This window comes from Heyndrickxia sp. FSL W8-0423 (genome assembly GCF_038009395.1).
GTDB classification, from domain to species: Bacteria; Bacillota; Bacilli; order Bacillales; family Bacillaceae_C; genus Heyndrickxia; species Heyndrickxia sporothermodurans.
Genome location: NZ_JBBPBE010000001.1, coordinates 3,431,744 through 3,457,770, shown reverse-complemented (window position 1 = coordinate 3,457,770; position 26,027 = coordinate 3,431,744). Strand labels below are relative to the sequence as shown.

The 26,027-nt window shown below is 34.9% G+C and carries 29 protein-coding genes; 27 read left to right on the top strand and 2 right to left on the bottom strand.

All coding sequences use genetic code 11. The features are described from left to right. The first annotated feature begins 143 nt into the window (after positions 1–143). The 25 genes from rpsU (at position 144) to MKY81_RS17640 (ending at position 21,763) form a co-directional block, all read left to right on the top strand. Complete coding sequence (rpsU, locus tag MKY81_RS17760; protein ID WP_039238310.1) at positions 144–317, top strand: 30S ribosomal protein S21; 174 nt, start codon at positions 144–146, stop codon at positions 315–317. A gap of 14 nt (positions 318–331) precedes the next feature. Beyond that, the gene (locus MKY81_RS17755) at positions 332–778 is read left to right on the top strand and encodes a GatB/YqeY domain-containing protein (RefSeq protein WP_108070459.1); all 447 of its coding nucleotides are present in this window, start codon (positions 332–334) and stop codon (positions 776–778) included. Positions 779–905: 127 nt separating this feature from the next. Further along, positions 906–2,216, top strand: a complete 1,311-nt coding sequence (locus tag MKY81_RS17750) for an NfeD family protein (protein WP_108070461.1) — start codon at positions 906–908, stop codon at positions 2,214–2,216. A 23-nt stretch (positions 2,217–2,239) separates the two neighbouring features. Further along, a complete protein-coding gene (floA, locus tag MKY81_RS17745) occupies positions 2,240–3,241 on the top strand; it encodes a flotillin-like protein FloA (RefSeq protein WP_341118417.1) in 1,002 nt (333 codons plus the stop codon). Between the two features lie 24 nt (positions 3,242–3,265). After that, a complete protein-coding gene (locus tag MKY81_RS17740; RefSeq protein ID WP_066225998.1) occupies positions 3,266–3,664 on the top strand; it encodes a hypothetical protein in 399 nt (132 codons plus the stop codon). Between the two features lie 108 nt (positions 3,665–3,772). Then, complete coding sequence (gene yqfC, locus MKY81_RS17735; RefSeq protein ID WP_341118416.1) at positions 3,773–4,063, top strand: sporulation protein YqfC; 291 nt, start codon at positions 3,773–3,775, stop codon at positions 4,061–4,063. A gap of 6 nt (positions 4,064–4,069) precedes the next feature. Further along, positions 4,070–5,263, top strand: coding sequence for a sporulation protein YqfD (gene yqfD, locus MKY81_RS17730; protein WP_066225992.1), 1,194 nt, complete (start codon positions 4,070–4,072; stop codon positions 5,261–5,263). Continuing rightward, complete coding sequence (locus MKY81_RS17725) at positions 5,260–6,222, top strand: PhoH family protein (protein WP_341118415.1); 963 nt, start codon at positions 5,260–5,262, stop codon at positions 6,220–6,222. Before yqfD ends, MKY81_RS17725 begins: the two co-directional genes overlap by 4 nt. Positions 6,223–6,350: 128 nt before the next feature. Next, complete coding sequence (locus MKY81_RS17720) at positions 6,351–8,492, top strand: HD family phosphohydrolase (RefSeq protein ID WP_341118414.1); 2,142 nt, start codon at positions 6,351–6,353, stop codon at positions 8,490–8,492. 20 nt (positions 8,493–8,512) lie between these two features. Then, positions 8,513–8,980: an rRNA maturation RNase YbeY gene (ybeY, locus tag MKY81_RS17715; protein ID WP_107920670.1), complete on the top strand. Its 468-nt coding sequence runs from the start codon at positions 8,513–8,515 to the stop codon at positions 8,978–8,980. Then, complete coding sequence (locus MKY81_RS17710; RefSeq protein ID WP_066225981.1) at positions 8,958–9,350, top strand: diacylglycerol kinase family protein; 393 nt, start codon at positions 8,958–8,960, stop codon at positions 9,348–9,350. Before ybeY ends, MKY81_RS17710 begins: the two co-directional genes overlap by 23 nt. 185 nt (positions 9,351–9,535) lie before the next feature. Next, positions 9,536–9,934: a cytidine deaminase gene (locus MKY81_RS17705; RefSeq protein WP_066225978.1), complete on the top strand. Its 399-nt coding sequence runs from the start codon at positions 9,536–9,538 to the stop codon at positions 9,932–9,934. Next, positions 9,927–10,847: a GTPase Era gene (gene era / locus MKY81_RS17700; RefSeq protein WP_066225975.1), complete on the top strand. Its 921-nt coding sequence runs from the start codon at positions 9,927–9,929 to the stop codon at positions 10,845–10,847. Before MKY81_RS17705 ends, era begins: the two co-directional genes overlap by 8 nt. A 148-nt stretch (positions 10,848–10,995) precedes the next feature. After that, positions 10,996–11,139 carry a YqzL family protein gene (locus tag MKY81_RS17695; RefSeq protein WP_066225973.1) on the top strand — a complete coding sequence of 48 codons (144 nt, stop codon included), beginning with the start codon at positions 10,996–10,998 and terminating at the stop codon, positions 11,137–11,139. 51 nt (positions 11,140–11,190) lie between these two features. Then, entirely contained in the window at positions 11,191–11,943 is a 753-nt protein-coding gene (gene recO / locus MKY81_RS17690; RefSeq protein WP_066225970.1) for a DNA repair protein RecO, read from the top strand. A 134-nt stretch (positions 11,944–12,077) separates the two neighbouring features. Next, positions 12,078–12,719, top strand: a complete 642-nt coding sequence (locus MKY81_RS17685) for a helix-turn-helix transcriptional regulator (RefSeq protein WP_066225966.1) — start codon at positions 12,078–12,080, stop codon at positions 12,717–12,719. 20 nt (positions 12,720–12,739) lie between these two features. Further along, positions 12,740–13,540, top strand: a complete 801-nt coding sequence (locus MKY81_RS17680; protein WP_066225963.1) for a pyruvate, water dikinase regulatory protein — start codon at positions 12,740–12,742, stop codon at positions 13,538–13,540. Between the two features lie 315 nt (positions 13,541–13,855). Then, positions 13,856–14,326 carry a YaiI/YqxD family protein gene (locus MKY81_RS17675; RefSeq protein ID WP_181294232.1) on the top strand — a complete coding sequence of 157 codons (471 nt, stop codon included), beginning with the start codon at positions 13,856–13,858 and terminating at the stop codon, positions 14,324–14,326. A gap of 29 nt (positions 14,327–14,355) precedes the next feature. Then, a complete protein-coding gene (dnaG, locus tag MKY81_RS17670; RefSeq protein WP_341118413.1) occupies positions 14,356–16,170 on the top strand; it encodes a DNA primase in 1,815 nt (604 codons plus the stop codon). Positions 16,171–16,210: 40 nt separating this feature from the next. Next, a complete protein-coding gene (gene rpoD, locus MKY81_RS17665; protein ID WP_066225953.1) occupies positions 16,211–17,344 on the top strand; it encodes an RNA polymerase sigma factor RpoD in 1,134 nt (377 codons plus the stop codon). A gap of 108 nt (positions 17,345–17,452) precedes the next feature. Next, entirely contained in the window at positions 17,453–17,995 is a 543-nt protein-coding gene (locus MKY81_RS17660) for a hypothetical protein (RefSeq protein ID WP_341118412.1), read from the top strand. A gap of 91 nt (positions 17,996–18,086) precedes the next feature. Further along, the gene (locus MKY81_RS17655) at positions 18,087–19,229 is read left to right on the top strand and encodes an acyl-CoA dehydrogenase family protein (RefSeq protein ID WP_341118411.1); all 1,143 of its coding nucleotides are present in this window, start codon (positions 18,087–18,089) and stop codon (positions 19,227–19,229) included. Between the two features lie 232 nt (positions 19,230–19,461). After that, a complete protein-coding gene (cccA, locus tag MKY81_RS17650; RefSeq protein ID WP_066225944.1) occupies positions 19,462–19,827 on the top strand; it encodes a cytochrome c550 in 366 nt (121 codons plus the stop codon). 116 nt (positions 19,828–19,943) lie between these two features. Further along, complete coding sequence (locus tag MKY81_RS17645; RefSeq protein ID WP_066225941.1) at positions 19,944–20,648, top strand: tRNA (adenine(22)-N(1))-methyltransferase; 705 nt, start codon at positions 19,944–19,946, stop codon at positions 20,646–20,648. Then, on the top strand, positions 20,645–21,763 hold the full coding sequence (locus tag MKY81_RS17640; protein ID WP_108070480.1) for a Nif3-like dinuclear metal center hexameric protein: 1,119 nt from the start codon (positions 20,645–20,647) through the stop codon (positions 21,761–21,763). The genes MKY81_RS17645 and MKY81_RS17640 overlap by 4 nt, the downstream gene beginning before the upstream one ends. 25 nt (positions 21,764–21,788) lie before the next feature. Here the strand turns inward: MKY81_RS17640 and MKY81_RS17635 are convergent, their stop codons facing one another. Further along, positions 21,789–22,739 (bottom strand): 4-hydroxy-3-methylbut-2-enyl diphosphate reductase, encoded by a 951-nt coding sequence (locus MKY81_RS17635; RefSeq protein WP_066225936.1) that lies wholly within the window; start codon positions 22,737–22,739, stop codon positions 21,789–21,791. A 166-nt stretch (positions 22,740–22,905) separates the two neighbouring features. Beyond that, on the bottom strand, positions 22,906–23,598 hold the full coding sequence (vrrA, locus tag MKY81_RS17630) for a VrrA/YqfQ family protein (protein ID WP_066225934.1): 693 nt from the start codon (positions 23,596–23,598) through the stop codon (positions 22,906–22,908). Between the two features lie 162 nt (positions 23,599–23,760). On the opposite strand from vrrA, the gene MKY81_RS17625 reads away from it, so the two are divergent. Continuing rightward, the gene (locus tag MKY81_RS17625) at positions 23,761–25,071 is read left to right on the top strand and encodes a DEAD/DEAH box helicase (protein WP_341118410.1); all 1,311 of its coding nucleotides are present in this window, start codon (positions 23,761–23,763) and stop codon (positions 25,069–25,071) included. Between the two features lie 23 nt (positions 25,072–25,094). Beyond that, positions 25,095–25,988, top strand: a complete 894-nt coding sequence (locus MKY81_RS17620) for a deoxyribonuclease IV (protein ID WP_341118409.1) — start codon at positions 25,095–25,097, stop codon at positions 25,986–25,988. Positions 25,989–26,027 lie beyond the last annotated feature (39 nt).

Sequence of the window (26,027 nt, the reverse complement as noted above, 5' to 3'; positions counted from 1 at the left end):
AAAATGGCGTAAAAATGACGAGAATATGTAAAATAACGTAAAGTTTATTGACCTGTTCATAAGTATATATTATAATTGCAAAGTACAGGTTTTCATGTGTTGCCATGATACCGTAGTGTGTGTTCGGAGGGAGGGAAAGAGAGATGTCAAAAACAGTTGTTCGTAAAAACGAATCGCTTGAAGATGCTCTTCGCCGCTTCAAACGTACAGTTTCTAAAACAGGAACTTTACAAGAATATAGAAAGCGCGAATTTTATGAAAAACCAAGCGTAAAACGTAAGAAAAAATCTGAAGCTGCTAGAAAGCGTAAGTTCTAAGAGAGGGTGGAATAATGGGTCTTCTCGAGCGTTTAAATGAAGATATGAAACAAGCGATGAAAAACAAAGAAAAAGAAAAACTCTCTGTTATCCGTATGCTTAAAGCTTCTTTGCAAAATGAGGCGATTAGGCTTGGTAAGGATCAATTGTCAGAAGAAGAAGAACTGACAATCCTTTCTCGCGAAGTGAAGCAACGCAAAGACTCCCTCCAGGAATTTCAAAATGCAGGTCGTGAAGATCTCGTTGAAAAAATTCAGACGGAATTAACTTTTGTAGATATATATTTACCCGAACAGTTAACAGAAGAAGAACTAACAAAAATTGTTAAAGAAACAATTGATGAAGTTGGTGCAACTTCAAAAGCTGAAATGGGAAAAGTGATGAGTGCCATTATGCCGAAAGTAAAAGGAAAAGCAGATGGTTCAACTGTAAATAATATCGTTAAGCAGCAACTATCCTAATAAAAGCCGGGAAGTATATTACTTCCCGGCTTTTTTCATAGCGGGCAGTATTACATAAATAATGAAACTTTTGTGCTATTCAATCGTAAAATATTAAACAACATCTAAATAAGAAAGGGGTGAGAATTTGAAAAAAGGCCTGTTTTTTATTGGCTGTTTCATATTAGTAGTTTTTTTCTCTATCCTCCCTGTTACAGCAAGTAATAATGAAAATACGGTAATCATTATTCCTATTGAAGAAGATGTAGAAAAAGGATTACACGCTTTTTTAAAGAGAGCTGTCCATGCGGCTGAGGAAAAACACGCAGATGTTATCATTTTTGATATTAATACACCGGGTGGTGCAGTAGATGCGGCAAGTGAGATTGGAAAACTGCTAAATAGTACTAAAATAAAGAAAATAGCTTTCATAAATAATAGGGCTTTGTCTGCAGGTGCATATATTTCTCTGTTTGCTGACGAAATTTATATGGTGCCGGACGGGACAATGGGTGCAGCAGCAATTATCGATCAAAAGGGAAACACTGCAGGAAAAAAAGCAGAAAGCTATTGGCGGTCTGCCATGAATGCAGCAGCAAGCCAACATGGACGCAATCCAATATATGCAGAAGCGATGGCTGTTGAAAACATTAATCTACCGGATATAGAAGTTAAAAAGGGTGGCTTGCTTACACTTACTGCTGAACAAGCTGTTAAAGTTGGCTATTCCGAAGGAACTGTTAAAAATATGGATGAACTACTCGCGAAATTAGGTTATGAACATGCGAATATTGAACATATTAATAGCAGTTTTGCAGAAAAAATTGCGAGATTTTTAACAAATCCTATTGTTGTCCCGATCTTATTATCAATTGCAAGCCTTGGGTTAGTGATAGAATTGTATTCTCCGGGTTTTGGCATACCTGGTACAATGGGAATCACGGCACTTCTATTGTTTTTTTATGGACATTTAGTCGCAGGGCTAGCGGGATATGAATCTCTCATTTTGTTTATTATTGGTATTGCTCTTATTATTGCGGAATTCTTTTTACCAGGAGCAATTGCAGGAATTCTTGGTACTGCAGCGATAGTAGGCAGCTTACTAATAGCAGGTGGGAACATTTTTTATATGGGTATTTCCATCATCATTGCTATTTTAGTAGCAATAATTGGTATGATAATAATGGTAAAGGTGTTAGGAAAACGTATGAAACTATTTAAGAAGATTATCTTATCAGATTCTACTAGTACAGATAAAGGTTATGTTTCAAATGTTAATCGTTTGGAATTAGTAGGGAAAACAGGAGTTACAATGACACCGCTTCGACCTGCTGGTACAATAACAATTAATGATGAACGTTTAGACGTCGTCAGTGAAGGCGGGTACATCGATAAGGGAATAAAAGTGAAAATAATCAAGGTAGAAGGCTCACGTATTGTCGTTAGAGTAGATAATTAGTTTTATTAAAGGGGGAAATAAGTATGCCATTAGATCCAGGTACCATTCTCGTATTATTAGCGATTGTTGCTGGTATTATTGTTCTAGCAGTATTATTAACATTTGTTCCAGTTATGCTTTGGATATCTGCACTTGCAGCAGGAGTAAAAATTGGAATTTTAACATTAATTGGGATGAGGCTTCGTCGAGTTATTCCAAGCCGTATTATTAATCCGTTAATTAAAGCCCGTAAAGCGGGTATTGAGGTTGGGATTAATCAACTTGAAAGTCACTACTTAGCGGGTGGTAATGTTGACCGTGTAGTGAATGCATTAATTGCAGCGCATCGTGCGAATATTGAGCTAACATTTGAGCGCTGTGCAGCTATCGATTTAGCGGGCCGTAACGTGTTAGAAGCGGTTCAAATGAGTGTAAATCCAAAAGTAATTGAAACGCCGTTTATTGCCGGAGTTGCAATGAATGGAATTGAAGTTAAGGCAAAAGCAAGAATTACGGTTCGAGCGAATATCGAAAGATTAGTAGGTGGGGCCGGTGAAGAGACAATCATAGCTCGTGTAGGTGAAGGGATTGTTAGTACAATTGGTTCATCAGACCATCATAAAAAAGTATTAGAAAATCCTGATCTTATTTCTCAAACGGTATTAGCAAAAGGCTTGGACGCAGGTACAGCATTTGAAATTCTATCCATCGATATTGCTGATGTGGACATCGGCAAAAACATCGGTGCGGAGCTGCAAACAGAGCAAGCGGAAGCTGATAAGAAAATTGCCCAAGCAAAAGCGGAAGAACGCCGTGCGATGGCTGTTGCATCTGAACAAGAAATGAAAGCCCGTGTACAAGAAATGAGAGCGAAAGTTGTTGAAGCAGAAGCGGATGTACCATTAGCAATGGCTGAAGCACTTCGTACAGGTAATATTGGTGTGATGGACTATATGAATTTCAAAAACATCGAATCCGATACAGATATGCGAGGCTCCATCGGAAAAATGACAACAGATAAAAAAGATCAACAAAAGCCTGAATAAAACCAAAGGTAAGGAGGAATTCCTTTGGAACTCATTATAGCAATAATTGTAGGGATAATCGGCTATATCGTAAAAAGGAAGACAGAAACACAAGAAACTGACAAGAGACCGACTCCTAGACATGTTTATTCGCCTGCAAAGCCTTCGGATACAACGCAACAAAAGATAAAAAAAGTTGCTTCAACTATTGAGACCTCGTATAAAAATGAAAAAGCTTCATTACTTGAAAAAATAGAGGAAAATATAGAGCGTACCAATGAAGCACAAATCATAAAAGAATACGAAGAAGTGACATCTTTGCAAAAAGAGTATCAAGAAAAAACGAAAAAAATAGCTATTGATGAAACTGATCTTTTAAAAGGAATTATACTAGCGGAAGTTCTTGGGCCTCCTAGAGCAAAAAAACCATTTAAAAGTAAATAATTTGTTCCAAAACCGTATCATAAAAAAATGATACGGTTTTTCTTAATAAAAATTGTGCTGAATCCCCATTCTTGTTCATAAATATGAGATGAAAGGGGGTTCTTTTTTATGGCAAAAAATTGGAGCCGAATACTTCGAAGTTGGATGACGAATACAATGGAGCTGCCACAGGATGTCATGATGGATCTCCCTCGAATTACAATGATCGGACAAATCCATATTTATATAGAAAATCATCGTGGATTGTTAACCTTTTCAGACCGGGAGGTACGTCTATTACTTAAACAAGGACAGCTACTTATAAAAGGTCAATCCTTTGTAATTAAAACGATCTTACCAGAAGAGATATTACTTGAAGGAAAAATTGATGAAGTAATTTATTTAAATGATAAGGAGTGACTACTTTTGAAAAACCATTGGTTTACATTTTTTGGAGGAACGATTCTTGTGAAGGTTGAAGGAAAGGGGGTTGAGAGATTTATTAATCAGCTTACTCGCTCTAGTTTGATCGTATGGAATGTGAAACGACAAGGTACCTCAGCTATTACCTTTTATATTCGTCTTCAAGATGTGCATAAATTAAGACAACACGTTCGAAAATTTGATTGCAAAGTATCGTTTTTGAGTGGACAAGGTGCCCCATTTCTATGGAAAAGAACCTTGAAGAATGCTGGATTTTTCGCGGGCTTTTTCCTTTTCTTTGTTGTTATTACGCTGTTATCAAATATCGTATGGGGGATAAATATAAACGGTGCTAGCCCGCAAATGGAGCATCAAATTCGCAAGGAATTAGATCATCTTGGTGTTCATGTAGGGAAACTCCAATTTTTTATTGATGATGTTGAAACCATTCAACGAAAATTAGAAGACCGGATCCCGAATATTACGTGGGTAGGTGTTGATTTAAACGGGACAACCTACCACTTTCAAGTTGTTGAAAAAAACATTCCGGAACAACCGGAGAAACAATCACCACAGAATCTTGTAGCAAATAAAAAAGCAGTAATCGTTGACATGTTTGTAGAAAATGGACAACCGGTGGTGAAGGTCAATCAATATGTAAAAAAAGGGCAGCTTCTAGTTTCTGGTACAATTGGTAATGAACATAATGAAAAGAAAGTTGCGGCAGTAGGGAAAGTAATAGGGAAAACATGGTACAAAGTAGACGTTAATATGCCTTTTCAATCCGAATTTCAAGTTTATACAGGGAATGAAAAGCGAAAATATTCTTTGAAAATTGGTTCTGTTAGTATTCCATTATGGGGATTTGGAAAAATAGAATATAAGGACTATGATAAAGAAACTGAATCGCATAAAATCAAATTTCTAAAATGGTCTCTTCCAATAAAATATGAAAACACAACGATTAGGGAAAATGAAAAAGTGGAAAGAAATTATACAAAAAATGAAGCGATAAATGCTGCAAAAGAAATTGCACTAAGTGATTTAAAAGCAAAAATTCCATCAGATGCAAAGATTATTGATGAATATGTTTTGCATCAAAAAGTCGAGAATGGTAAAGTGGATTTATCAATATATTTCCAAGTAACCGAAAATATTGCGAAAGCAAAACCAATTATTCAAGGAGACGCTGAATGACAGAAGACTCAATTACATCAAACCTTCAATTACAAAATGCGAATGAGGCGATTGCTTTATTTGGGATATCAGATGCAAATTTGAAATTACTCGAACAAGAATATGAAGTAACAATTGTTACTCGAGGGGAAACGATCGATGTTTCCGGAAATGAAAGCAATGTGGAGAAAGTTTACCATGTTTTGTTTCAACTGTTAAAAGTAATTAGGAAAGCTATCAATATTAGTCAACGTGATGTTGTCTATGCAATCCAAATGGAGAAGAAAGGTACACTTGAGTATTTTACAGAAATATATGAAGAAGAAATAACTAAAAATGCAAAAGGCAAACCGATTCGAGTAAAGACTTTAGGACAAAGACAGTATATTGCTGCAATTAAAAAGAATGATTTAGTCTTTGGAATTGGTCCGGCGGGTACAGGGAAAACATATTTAGCCGTTGTCATGGCAGTAAGTGCATTAAAAAGCGGCCTTGTCAAACGGATCATACTAACAAGACCTGCTGTAGAAGCGGGAGAAAGTCTGGGCTTCTTACCGGGCGACTTGAAAGAAAAAGTGGATCCCTACCTACGACCTCTGTACGATGCATTAAATGATGTGTTAGGCAGTGAACATACAAACCGATTAATTGAACGAGAAACGATTGAAATCGCGCCCCTAGCCTATATGAGAGGGAGAACATTAGACGATGCCTTTGTCATTCTTGATGAGGCCCAAAATACAACACAAGCGCAAATGAAAATGTTTTTAACTCGCTTAGGCTTTAATTCAAAAATGGTAATAAACGGAGATCGAACACAGGTGGATTTACCAAAAGGGGTTCAATCAGGTCTCGTTGCCGCAGAAAAGATATTAGACAATGTTCATGACATTTCATTTATATATTTAGAACAAAGTGATGTTGTTAGGCACCCGCTTGTCGCTAAAATTATTGATGCCTATAATAATTATTCTCTTTAACCCGACCAATAAATCGGGTTATTTTTTATTAATTAATTAATAGGTGCAATTTGGTACAAAAACTGATATGATTTTACATAATTAGGGAAGGAAACACCGCAAAACATAAAATTGGTGGTGGGAGTTTAATGAATCTTCAAGATTATATTGGTAAGATCCGCACTTTTTTAAGTTACAAAGTGTTTACACTCATTTGTTTTTTATTATTAGCTATCGTCCTTTACGGAGTACTTTTTTATAATGTAAAGCCGCAAACGTATGATGTAGAACTGTTTTCCGTTTCAGATAAAACGATTCGTTCTCCAAAAACAATTGTTGATGAGGAGAGAACGAAAGAAGAACAGCAAAAAGCCGCTGATGCAGTAGAAAAGGTATATACATTTAAAAAGGAAAAACAGCAAAATCGCGTTTCTTTAATTGATTCTATTTTTGAATTTGTTCTGGATATTAATGAAGAAACCTCGACTGGTAAAGAAAAAACTGACGGAAAGCCCGAAAAAAAGCCAATTGAAGAAAAACTTGAATTGTTAAAATCAAACTTAACAGCAAATGTAAATGAGGATGTTACGAAATCCATTCCTGATGAAGTATTCCTAGCACTATTAAAATCAAATCTAAATGATTTAGAGCGAGCACGTACGATTGTAGTTGGCCAAGTCGAAACATTAATGAGTGAAAAAATCCGTGAAGAAAATGTTCCACATTATAAAAATATAATTTCTGATCGAATCGGACTTACGAGTTTGCACAGCAGTTTAAAGGATGCAAGTGTTGAATTAGGCAAATATGCAATCGTGGCAAACGAAATTTATGATCCTGAACAAACAGAAGAACGAAAAAAACAGGCGATTCAAAGTGTGGAACCGATAAAGATTTTACAAGGACAGGTTATTGCACAAGAAGGTCATCTTATCGATCATGAAACATATCATCAACTACAGCTTCTTGGTTTACTAAAAAGTAATCCAAGTGTTAAGCCATACATAGGTCTCGGTATTTTTGTATTTTTAATTATCGGTTCTTTATTTTTATACTTTACAACTTTTCGTGTGAAAGAAGAAAAAAAGCAAAATTATTTAATTCTTTTAAGCTTTATTTTTATTATTAGTTTAATTTTAATGAAAATTGTGGGAATTATTTCTGAGTTGGAATTAGATAATATAGGATATATCTTTCCTGCCGCAATGGCCCCGATGCTTATACGAATTTTGCTTAATGAAAGATTTGCCTTTATATTAACGATTATCCTAGCAGCATGTGGGAGTATCATTTTCCACGATGAAATTGCGGGATCAATTAATGTAGAAATTGCGATCTATATTTTATTTAGTGGTACAGCAGGTATTTTACTGTTAACCAATCGAAATCGAAGATCCAATATATTACAAACTGGTTTTTATGTATCGATTATTAATGTGTTTATTATATTCTTTTTGCTATTTCTCGGTAATGGACAATTAACTAAGATGGAATATGTCTATTATTTAACTTTTGCATTTGTTTCAGGGTTACTGTCTGCGATTTTAACAATCGGGTTACTGCCATTTTTTGAAGCGGGCTTTGGGATACTATCTACACTAAAACTAATCGAACTTTCAAACCCTAATCATCCGTTATTGAAAAAGATATTAATGGAAGCACCGGGAACGTATCATCATAGTGTCATGGTTGCCAATTTAGCGGAATCCGCTTGCGAGGCTGTTGGGGCAAATGGTCTTTTAGCACGTGTTGGATGTTATTATCATGATATTGGTAAAACGAGAAGGCCTCAGTTTTTTATTGAGAATCAAATGAATATCGAAAATCCTCACAACCATCTTTCGCCCGAATCAAGTAGAGATATCATTATTGCACATGCGAAAGATGGAGCTGAGATGCTCAAAAAGCACAAGCTTCCAAAGGAGATTGTCGATATAGCTGAACAACACCATGGGACCACTTTATTAAAATATTTTTATTATAAAGCTAAGGAAGAGAATGAAGGAATAAATGAAGCAGACTTTCGCTATCCTGGGCCGAAGCCGCAAACAAAAGAGGCAGCAATTATTAGTATAGCGGATAGTGTGGAAGCTGCGGTTCGTTCGATGTCACGTCCAACACTAGAGCAAATTAAAGAAGTCATTCAATCTATTGTTCAAGACCGATTGCAGGATGACCAATTGAATGAATGTGATATCACTCTTAAAGAGTTAGAAGTAATTAAAAAAACGTTCTGTGAAACACTTAACGGGATTTTTCATTCGCGAATTGAATACCCAAATTCTAAGTAAAGGAAAAAGGATGAATGTATATGTTGATAATTGATTTTAATGATGAGACGAATGAGATTACTAAGCAAAATCAAGAACTAGTTGAAGATTTATTGAACTTTGCCTCTAAAAAATTCGAAATTCAAGACGGAAGTGAAATTTCAGTTACTTTTGTAACAAATGAAAAAATTCAAGAAATAAATCGTGATTATCGTGGTAAAGATCAACCGACCGATGTTATCTCATTCGCGATGGAAGAATTGGGAGAGGATGAATTAGCCATTCAAGGAATAGAAATGCCTCGAGTACTTGGTGATATTATTATTTCTGTGCCAAAAACGAAGGAACAGGCTGCTGAGTTTGGCCATTCTTTTGAGAGGGAATTAGGCTTTTTGGCTGTTCATTCATTATTACATTTACTTGGGTATGATCATATGACAGAAGAAGAAGAAAAAGAAATGTTCGGATTACAAAGGGAAATTCTTGATGAATACGGACTTAAAAGGTAGAAACCGTTTTTGGAAATCGTTTATATTTGCCTTCAGTGGAATTTATCATGCATTCAAGACCGAAAAAAATTTACGTTTCCATTTTGCTGCATCTATTATAGTAACGATCTTTAGTATTGCATTCCATTTACAATTGGTTGAATGGCTATTTGTAATAATTTGTATCTTCGGGATGTTTTCTCTAGAGCTAATTAATACGGCAATAGAAAGAATTGTTGATCTAGCCTCTCCGGCCTATCATCCTTTAGCGAAACAAGCTAAAGACGTTGCAGCAGCGGCTGTCCTTTGTTTTGCTTTTATGACAATAATTATTGGCTGCATCATATTTATCCCTAAGATTGTCCATTTTATAAGGCTGTATTTTGGCTAGTAGTATTTTATACTGCTAGCTTTTTCGTATATTTGCAAAAGAGATATTCTTTACGGTAAAATATTTTCAAAGCTTATTTAGTTCAGAGTCTAATTTCGAACTTTTAAAATTTTCTAAACAAAATAAAAATATTCCATAACTTTATGGTGAATTTGTAGTAAAATATAATTAAAGGGGAAGACAAAATGAAAATAGAGGAATTAATTAAAGAAGCAGAAGCTGCAAGAAATAAAGCGTACGTTCCATACTCAAAGTTTCCGGTAGGTGCTGCTTTGTTAACTGAGGATGGGAAGGTATACCACGGTTGTAATATTGAGAACGCTGCTTACAGCGTAGGAAATTGTGCTGAACGTACAGCACTTTTTAAAGCGTATTCTGAAGGAGATACGAAGTTTGCCGCTTTAGTCGTAACGGCAAATACTGACCGACCTGTTTCCCCATGTGGTGCTTGTCGTCAAGTAATCTCAGAATTATGTCCGAAAGATATGAAAGTGATCTTAACTAATTTAAATGGAGACATCCAAGAAATTACAGTAGAAGAACTCTTACCCGGAGCCTTTTCACCGGAGGATTTACATGCATAATCAGACCTCTGAACAAAAGTATAAATCCGGGTTTGTCTCAATTATCGGCCGTCCGAATGTCGGTAAATCCACATATATTAATCAGGTAATCGGACAAAAAATTGCGATTATGAGTGACAAACCGCAAACAACTAGAAACAAAGTACAAGGAGTACTTACAACAAATGAAGCACAAATAATACTTATTGATACTCCGGGAATTCATAAGCCAAAACATAAATTAGGCGATTTTATGATGCGAGTAGCCACTAATACATTAAGAGAAGTTGATTTAATTTTATTTATGATAAATGCAGTAGAAGGATATGGAAGAGGGGACGAATTTATCATTGAAAAACTTAAAGGTGTCCAAACTCCAGTTTTCCTAGTTATAAATAAAATTGATCAGATTCATCCGGATCAATTATTGTCAATAATTGAACAATATAAAGGTTTATACAATTTTGCCGAAATTGTACCAATTTCCGCATTAGAAGGACAGAATACCGATCGGTTACTTCAACAAATTAAAGAATATTTACCGGAGGGACCTCAATATTACCCAGCTGATCAAGTAACAGACCATCCTGAACGATTTATTGTATCAGAGTTAATAAGAGAAAAGGTGTTACATTTGACAAGGGAGGAAGTTCCCCATTCAATTGCAGTTGTTATTGAGAAAATGCAAAAAAGGGAAGATAGCGAAAAAATCCATGTGATGGCAGCAATTATTGTTGAACGTTCCTCTCAAAAAGGAATAATCATTGGTAAGCAAGGTAGTATGTTAAAAGAAATTGGGAAAAGGGCTAGGTTAGACATTGAGAACCTACTTGGATCGAAAGTGTATTTAGAACTTTGGGTGAAGGTCCAAAAAGATTGGAGAAACAAAGTCACACAGCTTCGTGATTTTGGCTTTAGAGAAGATGAATATTAAGTTTTTTGGTCATGAAAGATGATTATACATCCTTTTTGATTAGCAATATTTACGTCACATGTTCCATGAAGTCCTGGTAAAGCTATTTAATAAAGGCTTTACAAAATTATTTCATGATTTTTTCAACATGAAAGGCGGGAATAATATTATGATTGAATTTACCTGGAAAGTCTTTGAGGAAACTGGAAGTATTGATACGTATTTGCTATTTAAAGAGTTAGAAAAAGATCGTCAAGATGAGCCGTTAAATACAGATCACGAATTTTCTGAATTGGATTTTCCCATTTCATAGACGTGGTTTGTTTTCACCCAAAGTATTAAGTGCTTTGGAAGGATGAAAACTATGCTACAAAAATGTGAAGGCATTGTCATTAGGTCAACAGATTATGGTGAAACAAATAAAATAGTAACAGTATATACGCGTGAATTCGGGAAAATAGGAGTAATGGCAAGGGGGGCGAAAAAGCCTAATAGTCGCCTCTCAGCCATTTCTCAAATTTTTACATACGGATATTTTTTAATTCAGACAAGTACTGGATTAGGTACGATGCAACAAGGTGAAATGATTTCTTCGATGCGTACAATTCGTGAAGACATTTTCAAAACTGGTTATGCAGCGTATATTGTCGATCTCTTAGATAAAGGTGTAGACGATAAAAATCCAAATCCTTTTCTTTTCGAACTTTTAATGCAGACATTAAATTATATAAATGATGATTATGATAACGAAATCATAACGAATATTTTTGAAATGAAAATGTTAAATGTTCTAGGTTTATATCCAGTAATGGATCAATGTGCAATTTGTGGTAATCAAGATGGAAAATTTGCATTTTCTATTCGTGAAAATGGATTAATTTGTCATAGATGTTTTGAACGAGATCCTTATCGAATTTCGCTTTCCCAAAGTACGCTTAAATTGTTACGATTATTTTATTATTTTGATCTATCACGACTTGGTCAAATTTCAGTAAAGGAAGAAACAAAAAAAGAATTACGAATGATTATTTCAATGTATTATGACGAATATTCGGGTTTACACTTAAAATCCAAAAAGTTTTTAGAGCAAATTGATAAATTTAAAGACATGCTATAATAATAAAACTCTCGCTTAAATATAATGTTGAGGGTTTTATTTTTTTGGATTTAGCAAAAATCTTTTCAATACTGTTAAATAGTATATAATAATTAAAGTATAAGTATAACTCTTTAACGATTTTTTTATGTTAGGTGGTGAAGAAAATAGAACTAAACAAAAGGCAGGAGACAATATTACAAATTGTTAAAGATAATGGTCCTATAACTGGTGAACATATTGCAGAAAAGTTAAATCTTACGAGGGCAACGTTAAGACCGGATTTAGCTATTTTAACGATGGCTGGATATTTGGATGCAAGGCCTAGAGTTGGTTATTTCTATACAGGAAAATCGAGTGCCCAGCTATTAACGGAAAGTTTAAAGAACATTTTTGTTAAAGACTATCAGTCGATGCCGGTTGTGGTTAATGAAAACATATCGGTATATGATGCAATTGTTACGGTTTTTTTGGAGGATGTTGGTACACTATTTGTCGTTGACGAAAATCTTTTATTAGTTGGTGTCCTTTCCCGGAAAGATTTGTTACGGGCAAGTATCGGAAAGCAAGAACTCTCTTCTTTACCAGTGAATATTATAATGACAAGAATGCCGAATATTACGATGTGTAAAAAAGATGATTTACTAATCGATGTTGCAAAAAAATTAATTGAAAAACAAATCGATTCAATTCCGGTTGTAAAAGAAACGACAACAAATGGTTATGAGGTAATTGGCAGAATAACGAAAACAAATATAACAAAAGCATTTGTAGCACTAGCAGATGAAGATTTATAGTAAAGGATGGTGACCTTTAAATGACAAGACCAATTATATATGTTGTTTCCGATTCAGTTGGCGAAACAGCTGAATTAGTAACAAAGGCTGCCATTAGTCAATTTAATGGAAAAGATGCAGAAATTAAACGTTTTCCATATGTAGAAGATTACCAGCATATTGATGAGGTAGTTTCATTGGCTAAGCTGAATCATGGAGTAATTATCCATACTTTAGTTAAGCCGCAAATGAGAGTATATTTAAAAAAACAGGCCTTAGATCAAAAAGTCAATGAAGTTGACATTATTGGTCCATTAATGGATAAATTCCAAGAATTGTATCATAAAGAACCGTTGTGTGAGCCAGGATTAGTTAGAAAATTGGATGATGATTATTTTAAAAAGGTTGAAGCGATTGAGTTTGCTGTAAAGTATGATGATGGCCGAGATCCGAGAGGGATTCTTCGGGCAGATATCATTTTAGTCGGTGTTTCAAGAACATCAAAAACCCCGTTATCACAGTACCTCGCGCATAAACGTTTTAAAGTGGCTAATGTACCTCTTGTTCCGGAAGTGGATCCACCCGAAGAACTTTTTAAAGTATCTCCTGAAAAATGCTTTGGACTCAAAATTAGCCCCGAAAAACTTAATTATATTCGAAAAGAACGACTACTAGCACTTGGCTTAAATGATGAAGCAAGTTATGCAAATATTAATCGTATTAAAACGGAGTTGAATTATTTCGATTCAATTGTTTCAAAAATCGGATGTAATGTCATTGATGTAACAAATAAAGCGGTAGAAGAAACAGCGAATATCATTATTAATATGAAGCGACTATAGAATTAAGAGGATGTCTGATAAGTATTTCATTATGCTATTGGACATCCTCGTAATTTTATAGCGGTCTGAAGTAGTAATTTTTTGTTAAAATGAAAATTAAAGATATAAGTAAAAATATATGGTCAAGAATGAGAAAATATACTATAATAAAAAATTGTGATAAAAATGTATTTAAAATAGGTTTAGAGTCATGGATTAAGGAATAAACTAACTATTGGGATATGTCAAGTTTCTAAACCTAGAAAAATTCGACAAAAATAAAAAAATACAATCAGAGTTTGGAAAAGAAAGAAGGATTCTGTGGAGTGATGTAGAATAGTTACTAATACAGAAAGAAAAGGAACAACTATTTTTGTTGATGCGGATGCATGTCCAGTAAAACAAGAAATCATATCAGTAGCAATAAAATATAGTTTGCCTTATTTATTTATCGCTTCATATGCGCATAAATCAAATAAACATGATGAACGATGGATATATGTTGATCCAGACAAGGAATCAGCAGATCTTTATATTATGAATCATGTTAAAAAAAATGACATAGTTATCACACAAGATATTGGGCTTGCAAGTCTCGTGCTACCTAAGCGGGTATTTGCTCTTTCTCCTAGAGGCAAGGAATATAAGGAAGAAGCAATCCAAACAGCACTTGACTTTCGGTATTTGGCTGCAAAAGCTAGACGTAGAGGGAAATATGAAAAAGGACCAAAACCCTTTACAGAACATGATAGGCAATCCTTTATTAATAAATTTGAGGAGATTTTGTCGAATATTGTAGTAAAGTAGAAATATTAAATTTAATTGGGGATGTTTTCGTGGTTGGAATTATTCCTGAGGATAAAATCAATGAAATACGTCAATCAATAGATATAGTAGATATTATCGGGGAATATGTACATCTAAAAAAACAGGGCAGAAATTATTTTGGCCTATGTCCCTTCCATGGTGAAAATACTCCATCCTTTTCAGTTTCAACTGATAAGCAAATATACCATTGCTTTGGCTGCGGTGCTGGTGGGAATGTTATTTCATTTTTAATGGATATTGATGGATTGAGTTTTCAAGAAGCTGTAATGAAGCTTGCAGAAAAAGGTAAGGTACATTTAGAACTTGAGAAAGGATTAAATGACCATACTTCAAAAACAAAAGACACTTCAGAAGAGAAACAAATGAAGGAAGCATATGAGCTTCTCCAAAAGTTTTACCATCATTTATTGGTAAATACTACTGAAGGTCAACATGCGTTAGAATATCTTCTTGGGCGTGGTTTTTCAAAAGACAGTATTGAAAAATTCCAAATTGGTTATTCCCTTCCAAGTTGGGATTTTACTGTGAAATGGTTAAACAAGCGTGGATTTCAATTACCTTTATTAGAAAAAGCTGGTATCATAATAAAAAGAGAAAGCGATGAATCATATTTTGATCGTTTTCGAAATAGAATTATGTTTCCAATCCAAAATTCGAAAGGGGAAACGATAGCCTTTGCCGGTAGAGCTATTGAAAAAGAAGACCAACCTAAATATTTAAATAGTCCAGAAACAATCCTTTTTAATAAAAGTAATATTTTATACAACTATTACCGTGCGAAAGGATTTATTAAAAAACAGCAGCAGGCCATTTTATTTGAAGGTTTCGCTGATGTTATATCTGCTGATACAGCTGAAATTTTTAATGGTATAGCTACGATGGGTACATCTTTAACAGAACAGCACGTTCAGTTAATTAGAAGAATGACAGATTCTGTTACGATTTGTTATGATTCGGATTTTGCAGGTATTGAAGCAGCTTATAGAGCCGGGAAAATGCTCTCTGAGCAAAACTGTAATATTCGTATAGCAAGGATGCCCGAAGGATTAGACCCTGATGACTACATAAAAAAATACGGAGCCGAAAAGTTTCGTCAAGATGTAATAGGGGCAAGTCTAACGTTTATGTCCTTCAAAATGGAATATTTCCGTTTAGGAAAAAATCTTCAAAATGAAGGAGAAAAGCTACAATATATAGAAAAGATTATAGAAGAAATTACAAATCTTGATAAAGCAGTAGAAAGAGATCATTACTTAAGGCAGTTGGCAGATGAATTTTCGATATCTTTAGATGCATTAAAACAACAACAGAAACAAATATTTTATGCAACTAAAAAAAATCGGCATCACCAAAAAGAGGTAAAGACGAAAAGATTTTATACTGAACAAAAAAATCGTTTATTTCCGGCTCATCATACTGCGGAAAGACGTTTACTTGCCCACATGCTGCAAGATGCTGATGTAGCATTTAAAATAAAAGAATTATTAAATGGAATTATTCTATACTATGATGAACATCAAGCGATTCTGACCTATTTACTTGGTTTTTATGAGGAAGGAAATGAGCCTGATACGAGTAAGTTTTTACTCATTCTTCCTGATGAAAAATTGCGAGGAATCGTAACTGAACTTGAAATGATGCCACTAAATAGCGAAGTTACTGATCGTGAAATTGAGGATTATGTATATCAAGTGTTGAAACATCAAAAGATGTTAAAAATAAAGGAAAAAGAAAACTTGCAAAAGAAAGCGGAGCAAGAAAATGATAGGGAAAAGGCGTTGAGCCTTGCAGTTGAAATCTTACAACTCCGGAAATCCTTATAAATTCTGTAGTTGGTTGAAATACTTGGAAGGAGGGGGACAAATGGCTGAAAAATCAGCTCGTTCCAAAGAAATTGAATCCGAATTAACTCTTGATCAAGCTAAAGAGCAATTAGTTGAGCGTGGTAAAAAAAGAGGTATATTAACATATGAAATAATCTCAAGTAAATTAGGTCATTTCGAATTAGATTCTGAGCAAATGGATGAATTTTATGAATATTTAGGTGACCAAGGGATTGAGATTACAGAAGAAAATGATGATGAAGATGAGGATGCTCCAAACATTCATGAACTAGAGAAAGATGATGAAGAATTTGATCTAAATGATTTAAGTGTTCCTCCAGGTGTAAAAATAAATGACCCGGTCCGAATGTATTTAAAGGAAATTGGCCGAGTAGACTTACTTTCTGCTGAAGAAGAGATCTCTCTTGCTAAGCGTATTGAACAAGGCGATGAAGAAGCGAAAAGACGACTTGCAGAAGCAAATTTACGTTTAGTAGTTAGTATTGCTAAAAGATACGTTGGGCGCGGTATGCTTTTCTTGGACCTAATTCAAGAAGGTAATATGGGACTAATTAAAGCAGTTGAAAAATTTGATTATGATAAAGGGTTTAAATTTAGTACGTATGCAACTTGGTGGATACGTCAAGCGATTACACGTGCGATTGCGGACCAAGCCCGTACGATTCGTATTCCAGTTCACATGGTTGAGACAATTAATAAATTAATTCGCGTTCAACGACAATTATTACAAGACTTAGGTCGTGAACCATCTCCTGAAGAAATAGCAGAAGAAATGGATTTAACTCCGGAAAAGGTAAGAGAAATCTTAAAGATTGCTCAAGAGCCAGTTTCATTGGAGACTCCAATAGGTGAAGAAGACGATTCCCATCTAGGTGATTTTATCGAAGATCAAGACGCAACTTCACCATCTGAACATGCTGCATATGAATTATTAAAAGAACAATTAGAAGATGTTTTAGACACGTTAACTGATCGTGAAGAAAATGTTCTCCGACTTCGTTTTGGACTTGATGACGGCCGTACAAGAACCCTTGAAGAAGTAGGCAAGGTATTCGGTGTTACTCGAGAAAGAATACGTCAAATTGAAGCCAAAGCCCTACGCAAACTTCGTCATCCAAGCAGAAGTAAACGATTAAAGGATTTCTTAGAATAATACTAAATTTGAAATAGTTTACTTCTTCGGAAGTAAGCTATTTTTTTGAAAAGAAAAAAGGATATTTCACGCTTTTTGTCGAAAGTTTTTAACAGGATGTGTTGCATATTGGATTCTTCACGAAAAGAAGTAATAATTAATGAAATCATTTATTGGAAAAACCATAAAATGCTACCGGACCATTATTGCGATTATTTACTTGCCTTGTATAGTGAAGGTGAGCTAAATAATGAAATAAGTGACGTTAACAAAAGAAAACATGGAGGAAAGTTTGGTATTTTACTTTTCATCCTTTGTTTAATTGTCAGCGTATCATTATTTGTCATTTATTTTACTGAATTAGCTTTTATTTTGCAAACGATGATTTTGACAAGTTTTGTCGTTTTTTTACTAATTTTAGGTTTTTATTATTCTAACAAAGAATTTTGGTATTCTATTTTTTATATTGGAGCTGCATTTTTATTTTTACTTTTATCTATCCATATTATTGAAAAGTTATTTAATAATAATTCATTAGCACTTTATATTACGCTTTTTTTTAATTGCTTTATTTGGTTACTAACGGGATGGCGGATGAAATTACTTTATTTTATTATCTCTGGTGTATTAGGTATTTTAGTATTAATTATTTATCTTAATATAACAGGATAATTTTTAAAGCTTTAAAAAGTTGAGAATATTCTTCTACTTACATTATAATGTTAAATGAAAGCGGCTTCAAGAAAAAAGGGGGATATGTGCAATGGATTTTAGTCTTACAGCAGAACAAGCAATGATCCGGCGAACAATTAAAGAGTTTGCCGCGGAAGAAGTTGAAAAAGGGGCATTGGAAAGAGATAGTAATAAAGAGTTCCCAAAGGAAATATTTAATAAATTATCGGATTTAGGGATGATGGGTCTGCCATTTCCTGAAGAATATGGTGGAGCAGGTGCAGATACAATAAGTTTTGCCATTGTAGTCGAAGAATTAAGTAAAGCTTGCGGCTCAACAGGTATCACTTACTCTGCCCATATATCTTTAGGCGGGGCACCCATTAATATGTTTGGAACGAAGGCTCAAAAGGAGAAATACTTAGTTCCAATCTGTACAGGCGAATCACTCGGTGCCTTTGGGTTGACTGAACCAACTGCTGGATCAGATGCCGGCGGAACACAAACAACAGCAGTCGAGGACGGAGATAACTTTGTAATTAATGGGAATAAGTGCTTTATTACGAATGCAAGCTATGCTAAATACTTAGCGTTAACTGCTATTACTGGTGTGGAAAACAATAAAAAAGAAATAAGCGCAATTATTGTTCCAACTGATTCTGAAGGATTTACAGTAATAAATAATTATGAAAAAATGGGACTTCATGCTTCAGACACAACGGAATTAGTTTTGGAAGAGGTAAGAGTGCCAAAAGAAAATCTGTTAGGTGAACGAGGACAAGGATTTAAACAATTTTTGGCTACTTTAGACGGTGGAAGAATAGGGATTGGTGCGATGGCAGTTGGTATCGCACAAGCCGCTTATGAAAAAGCATTACAATATGCAAAAGAAAGAAAGCAATTTGGTCGTTCTCTATCACAATTTCAAGTAACACAATTTAAAATTGCCGATATGGCAATGAAAATTGAACTTGCAAGAAATATGGTTTATAAGGCTGCCTGGCTGAAAGATCAAGGCAAACCATTCTCCAAAGAAGCAGCAATGTGCAAACTTTATGCTTCAGAAATATGTATGGAAATAACGAATCAAGCTGTACAAATACATGGCGGCAACGGGTATATGAAAGATTATCATGTAGAACGATTTATGAGGGATGCAAAACTTCTCGAAATTGGAGAGGGAACATCAGAAGTACAAAGAATGGTCATTTCACGTGAAGTTGGCTGCTATTAACAAAATTATTTAGGGCTTCAATGAAAAAATATCTTTGGAAATAATATTTTTGCACATACTAAAGAAGGAAAAAGACAAAACTTCATCAAAATTTGATGGAGTTTTTGTCTAATTTCCGAAAAAATACGGAATCTTTCTCGTTAGGGCTTTCCCTCCCAATGTTTTTCGAGTAAAATAAAGTTGTTTGTATAATGTATTTATTTATTAGGTTTCTTACATAAGGAGGTATATCATGAAACGTAATCCAGTAATACCTTATCTTTTGATTTGTGTATTGGGAATTGTGCTTGTTTTCTTTTTATCTGTTAAAGGATTAGGTGATGCGAAAGAAATCGCAAAAGAAAAAGAAAACGGGGGAAAAGAAAAGGTAACAGAAAAATTTGAACCAGAGGCTTTTGCAAAGCAAACATGTATTGGTTGCCATGGTAACAACTTAGAAGGTGGAGCAGGTCCGAATTTACACGGTCTTGGAGCGAAACTTGGTAAAGACAAGGTGAAAGATGTTTTAGCAAACGGAACTTCCGGCGGTATGCCTGGTGGACTAGTTAAACCTGAAAATATTGATGCAATGGCAGATTGGCTTGTAAAGCTTAAATAATTATGTCAATTGTTCAAGTTTGTTTATAAAAAGAGTTCTTTGCATTGTGCAAAGAGCTTTTTTTTGTATATTATATAAAGTAATTCAGTTAAATTAATGATTAAAGTGGTGAAATGATGAATATAGACAAGCTTTCAATAAGGCTGGAGACGGTAAGCAAATACATAATTAAGGATTCAATTTTTGCGGATATAGGATCTGACCATGCTTATTTACCTTGTTATGCAATTAATAAAGGATTGGCCAAGGCAGCGATTGCCGGTGAAATTGTTGATGGACCTTATCAAACTGCCCTCCAACAAGTAAAAGAAGCGAAACTTGAAAACAAAATTTCCGTACGCAAAGGTGACGGACTTGAAGTGATCGAAGCTAATGAAGTTGATTGTATCACTATTGCAGGGATGGGTGGTGGACTGATTACTTCTATTCTTGAAAAAGGGGCAGAACGTTTAGAAGGCGTACAACGATTAATTCTACAACCTAATATTGGTGCACATCATATCCGTAATTGGTGTGTACAAAATAATTGGGAGCTAATAAATGAGGAAATAATTGAAGAAGACGAAAAAATTTATGAAATATTAGTTGCTAGTAAAATTCAAACGAATGAGTCATACAAACTAACCGATGCAAGTTTATTGTTGGGACCGTTTCTTATGAAGGAAAAAAATGAGGCGTTTAAAAAGAAATGGACAGAGGAATTAAAGCAATGGAAGAATATTTTAGAAAAAATGAACGAAGCCGAAGATCCCGACAAAATCTCTGAAAGAAAAGAACAGTTAAAGAAAAACATCATGCTAGTGAAAGAGGTATTAAAATGAAAACAGTAAATGGTTATGAAATCATTCAATTGTTCGAAAGCTTTTCTCCGAAAAAATATGCCATGGAAGGGGATCCAATTGGATTACAAATTGGCAAATTGAATAAACCGATTAAAAATGTAATGATCGCCTTAGATATTTTGGATCAAGTAGTCGATGAAGCGATTGAAAAGAATGTCCAATTAATTATCGCCCATCATCCTCTTATTTTTCGTCCTTTAAAAAACCTATTGACAGAACAGGCACAAGGGAAAATAATTGAAAAATTGATTAAACATGATATTGCCGTCTATGCAGCCCATACAAACTTAGATGTTGCGATTGGAGGTGTAAATGATTTACTAGCAGAAGCCCTTCAATTGCAAAATACAGAAGTGTTAGATCCTACATACGAAGATAAATTAAAAAAATTAGTTGTATATGTTCCGGTTGATTATGAAGAAGAGGTACGAAATGCAATCGGTAAGGCAGGGGCGGGTGCGATTGGACAATATAGTCATTGTTCTTTTTCTTCAGAAGGGACGGGACGTTTTTTACCAAGTGAACATTCCTCACCATTTATTGGGGCAAAAGGAAAGTTAGAGTCCGTAAAGGAAAATAAAATTGAAACGATCATTCCCGCATCGATTGAAAAAAGAGTTATTACGGCGATGATAAAAGCACATCCATATGAAGAAGTGGCATACGATATATACCCACTAGAAAATAAAGGGCAAGTTTTAGGTTTAGGCAGAATCGGTATGTTAAATGAAGAAATGTCGCTGGAGCAATTTGCAGAACATGTGAAGAAAACGTTAGAAGTGAATACAGTAAGGGTTGTTGGGGATTTACATGCTCGAATTAATAAAGTAGCTGTTTTAGGCGGCGACGGCAATAAATACTTTTCGAAGGCGAAGTTTAAAGGTGCGGATGTCTTTGTTACGGGTGACTTTTATTATCATAATGCCCATGATGCGATGCAAATGGGACTCAATATTATCGATCCCGGGCATAATGTTGAAAAGGTAATGAAAAAAGGGGTTGCTGAGAGATTAAGCAAAATGTGTAAGGATAAAGGATACAGTGTTCAATTTATCCCCTCAACGATTCATACAGACCCATTTACATTTGTATAAAAAATAAAAATCCCAAATGGGATTTTTATTTTTGAGTTAATTTTTTTACCTTTGGCAGTATTTTATTTAATGGAACCTTTTTTTCACGATGCCAAGTTTCTTCATTGGCTGGATCAAATTGATCGATAAAGGCGATTACTTCACGGACAATTGGTGTAGGCGTAGATGCACCGGCAGTAACAGCAACTTTTTTAGCGTCTTTAATCCATTCAATTTGGATTTCAGATATATCGGCAATACGATATGCTTTCGTGTGGGCAATTTGTTCGGAAACTTGTGCTAGACGGTTTGAATTATTGCTTTTTGGATCACCAACAACAATGAGAACATCGGCTTCCCCAGCTTGTTCGGCAACTGCTTCTTGTCTTACTTGTGTAGCTAAACAGATCTCTTTATGCTGCTCAACATAAGGGTATTTCTCTTTGACTTTCTCCATGATGTCGAGAACATCCCATTGGCTCATTGTTGTCTGGTTTGTAACAATCAATTTTTTATTTTGAACTTCTAACTGCTCTACATCCTCAAGAGTTTCAACTAAATGGACAATTTCAGGCGCAACTCCGACAGCTCCTTCTGGTTCTGGGTGTCCTTTTTTGCCAATATAGATTACATCATAGCCTTCAGCCTTTTTTTGACGAATGAGGTCATGTGTTTTCGTTACATCGGGACAAGTTGCATCAATCGTAACGAGTCCTTTTTTCTTGGCTATTTCTCTTACTTCTGGTGAAACACCGTGCGCAGTAAATATAACTGTGCCTTTTTCTACTTTTTCGAGAATTTCTTTACGATTCTTTCCGTCTAGAGTAATAATTCCTTCTTCAGCGAAAGCATCTGTTACATGTTTATTATGAACAATCATACCCAATATATAGATTGGGCGTGGTAAAGTCTTATCTAAAGCAGCGTTTCGTGCAATAACCATTGCATCGACAACACCATAGCAATATCCACGGGGGGAAATTTTCATTACCTCCATGTTTCATCCTCCTGACTAAAGGTATGTCATTGTTGCGAATACTATTTATCTAGTACATCCTTTACATTATATTAAAATTCCAATGATAATACAAAAGAAAGATTAGAAATGAGCTGGAAATAGAAAAAACCGCTATGAAAAAACTTCATAACGGCTGTATAATAAATTATATATATAATTTAGGTACAGATTCACCTGTTACATTTTTTTTTGGTGTTGAAGTAGTCTTCGATTTAATTTTAACTGTTTGTGAACTAGTTTTTCTCTTCTTTCCTGTTTTACTTGATTTTGATTTTGTATCATTTACTACGTGGGTACTAGATTCTTCATTCGATTCATTTCCAATTGTACTTTCATTTGTTTCATCTTCAACGTCATCATTATCATCTTCTGTATCTGTACTTTTTAGACCTTTGTACATTTTCCACATGGCAGGTAAATTTTTAACTAGTGGTCCGTATTGTTGAACCATAGGACCGATTTGCTGAGCCGTTCTGAGCACATTTTGGGTATTATTTAAAAATGTACCGATTTTACCCGGATTAGCAATATTCCCTATATTACTAAGAAGACCTCCTCCACTGCCAGCGCGCTGAAAACCCGCGGCTGCATTGGCTATATTGCCTGCTTGGGATGTTGCTCCGCGTTGAAACAAGCGCGAAAGTAACCCACCACCACTTGCAGGATTGGGACTACCACCGGGAAATCCTCTCATACCAAATGGAGATGAACGACCTATTGCCTGCATGGGTCCTTGAAACATACCGCCCGAATTCATCGGTGGCCGCGGCATATTGCCTCCAAAAAATCTTGGCATCGGAGCATTATTCATCTGAGGAAATATATTTGGCGGCGGCAAAAGTTTTCCTCCTTTCTTATTAAATTTACTTCTATATTACAATATGCACGTTTTTATAAAACGTCTTTTACTTTTGTATGAGTGGAAGTTTTAGTTATTGTCGATTATAATAACAAAATGGACTTCGGTAATGGAAAATGTCCTTTATAAGGAGAGTGTAATATGAACGATAATAAATTTTCAATATTTCAGTTTAATTCCTATATAGATAAGGCGATAAGTGAGTTAGGCTTTTATGAACCAACAGAAATTCAAAAAAAGATGATCCCAACTATTTTACGAGGGGAAAGTGCGATCGGACAATCCCAAACGGGGACGGGGAAAACGCACGCATACCTATTGCCGATCATTCAATCGATTAATCCGGAAGTACAGGAAGTACAAGCAGTTATAACAGCTCCAACACGGGAGCTTGCTAATCAAATCTATCATGAAATTTTAAAGATAACGAAGTTTTATGAGGATCAATCGATTATTTCCCGTTGTTTTATAGGTGGGACGGATAAACAGCGTACGATTGAAAAGTTGAAAAACCAGCCACAAATTGTTGTAGGTACTCCGGGGAGAATTAATGACTTAATTCGAGAGCAGGCATTATTTGTCCATACGGCAAAAACATTAGTCGTAGATGAAGCAGATTTAATGTTAGATATGGGCTTCCTTTATGATGTCGATCAAATTGCGGGCCGTATGCCTAAAGAATTGCAAATCCTTGTTTTTTCAGCAACAATTCCGGAAAAATTAAAACCATTCCTTAAAAAGTATATGGAAAATCCAATATATGAGCATGTTCAGCCGAAGCATATATCAGCCGAAAATATTAAACATCTTTTAATCCCTTTACGAAGCAGGGAAAAAATCGATTTATTGACAGATATGTTAAAAACATTTAATCCATATTTGGCAATTGTATTTACGAATACGAAATCGATGGCAGATGAGGTGGCCGATAAATTGATCGAAAAGGGATTAAAAGTTGGTAGAATCCATGGAGATTTATCGCCGCGTGAACGGACAAAAATGATGAAACAAATTAGAAACCTTGATTATCAATATATCGTAGCAACAGATCTTGCAGCACGCGGAATCGATATCGAAGGCATAAGCCATGTAATTAATTATGAGCTTCCACAAGATCTTGATTTTTATGTACACCGTGCAGGTAGAACAGCAAGAGCGGGGCATTCAGGAATTTCAGCAACGATTTATACACCATCTGATGAAGATGCATTAAATCGCCTTGAAAAAATGGGCATTATTTTTGAGTATAAGGATTTACAAAAAGGTGAATGGGTAGCCATTACCGAAAGAAATAAAAGAAAGAATCGAAAAAAACAGTCCGATGAAATTGAAAATAAGGCAAGAAATTTAGTAAGGAAACCAAAGAAGGTAAAACCTGGATATAAAAAGAAAATTAATCAACAAGTCGAGCAAATTAAAAAGCGAGAAAGAAAGCTGCAAAAGCGTAAATAGATTATTTTTAGGGAGTGTGGAGAATGTTAAAACTTGGATCACATGTATCAATGAGTGGTAAGAAAATGTTGCTTGGAGCAAGTGAAGAGGCTGTTTCTTATGGTGCAAATACGTTTATGATATATACGGGAGCTCCACAAAATACGCGACGTAAAAAGATAGAAGATCTTAATATTGAAGCGGGTATTTCCCATATGAAAGAAAACGGTATTGATGAAATTATCGTACATGCACCATACATCATTAATATTGGAAATACAGTAAATCCTTCTACTTATGAACTAGGAGTAAATTTCTTACGTTCTGAAATCGAAAGAACAGAAGCGATTGGAGCTAGGCAAATTGTGCTTCACCCTGGGGCACATGTCGGTGAAGGAGCAGATAAGGGGATTGAACAAATAATTAAAGGCTTAAATGAAGTTCTTACTGCAGACCAAAATGTTCAAATCGCACTTGAAACAATGGCTGGTAAAGGTTCGGAATGTGGTAGATCTTTTGAGGAACTGGCAAAAATTATTGATGGTGTTCATTTAAATGATAAGTTATCTATTTGTTTTGACACATGTCACACACATGATGCTGGTTATGATATTGTAAATAATTTTGATGGTGTTCTTGAAGAGTTTGATCGTTTAATTGGGATTGATCGAATTAAAGTATTACACATAAATGACAGTAAAAATGTGACAGGGGCAAGGAAAGATAGACATGAAAATATTGGATTTGGCCATATTGGATTCAAAGCTTTAAATGATATTGTTCATCATCCACAACTAACAGATGTGCCAAAGATATTAGAAACTCCTTTTGTTGGAGAAGATAAGGCAAATAAAAAAGCCCCATATAAGTATGAAATAGCAATGTTAAAAAATAAGCAGTTTAATGAGAAGATGATTGAAGAAATTATTAATCAATAAGATTTAGCATTCACAATAAAGCATTGAGGGATTATTCCC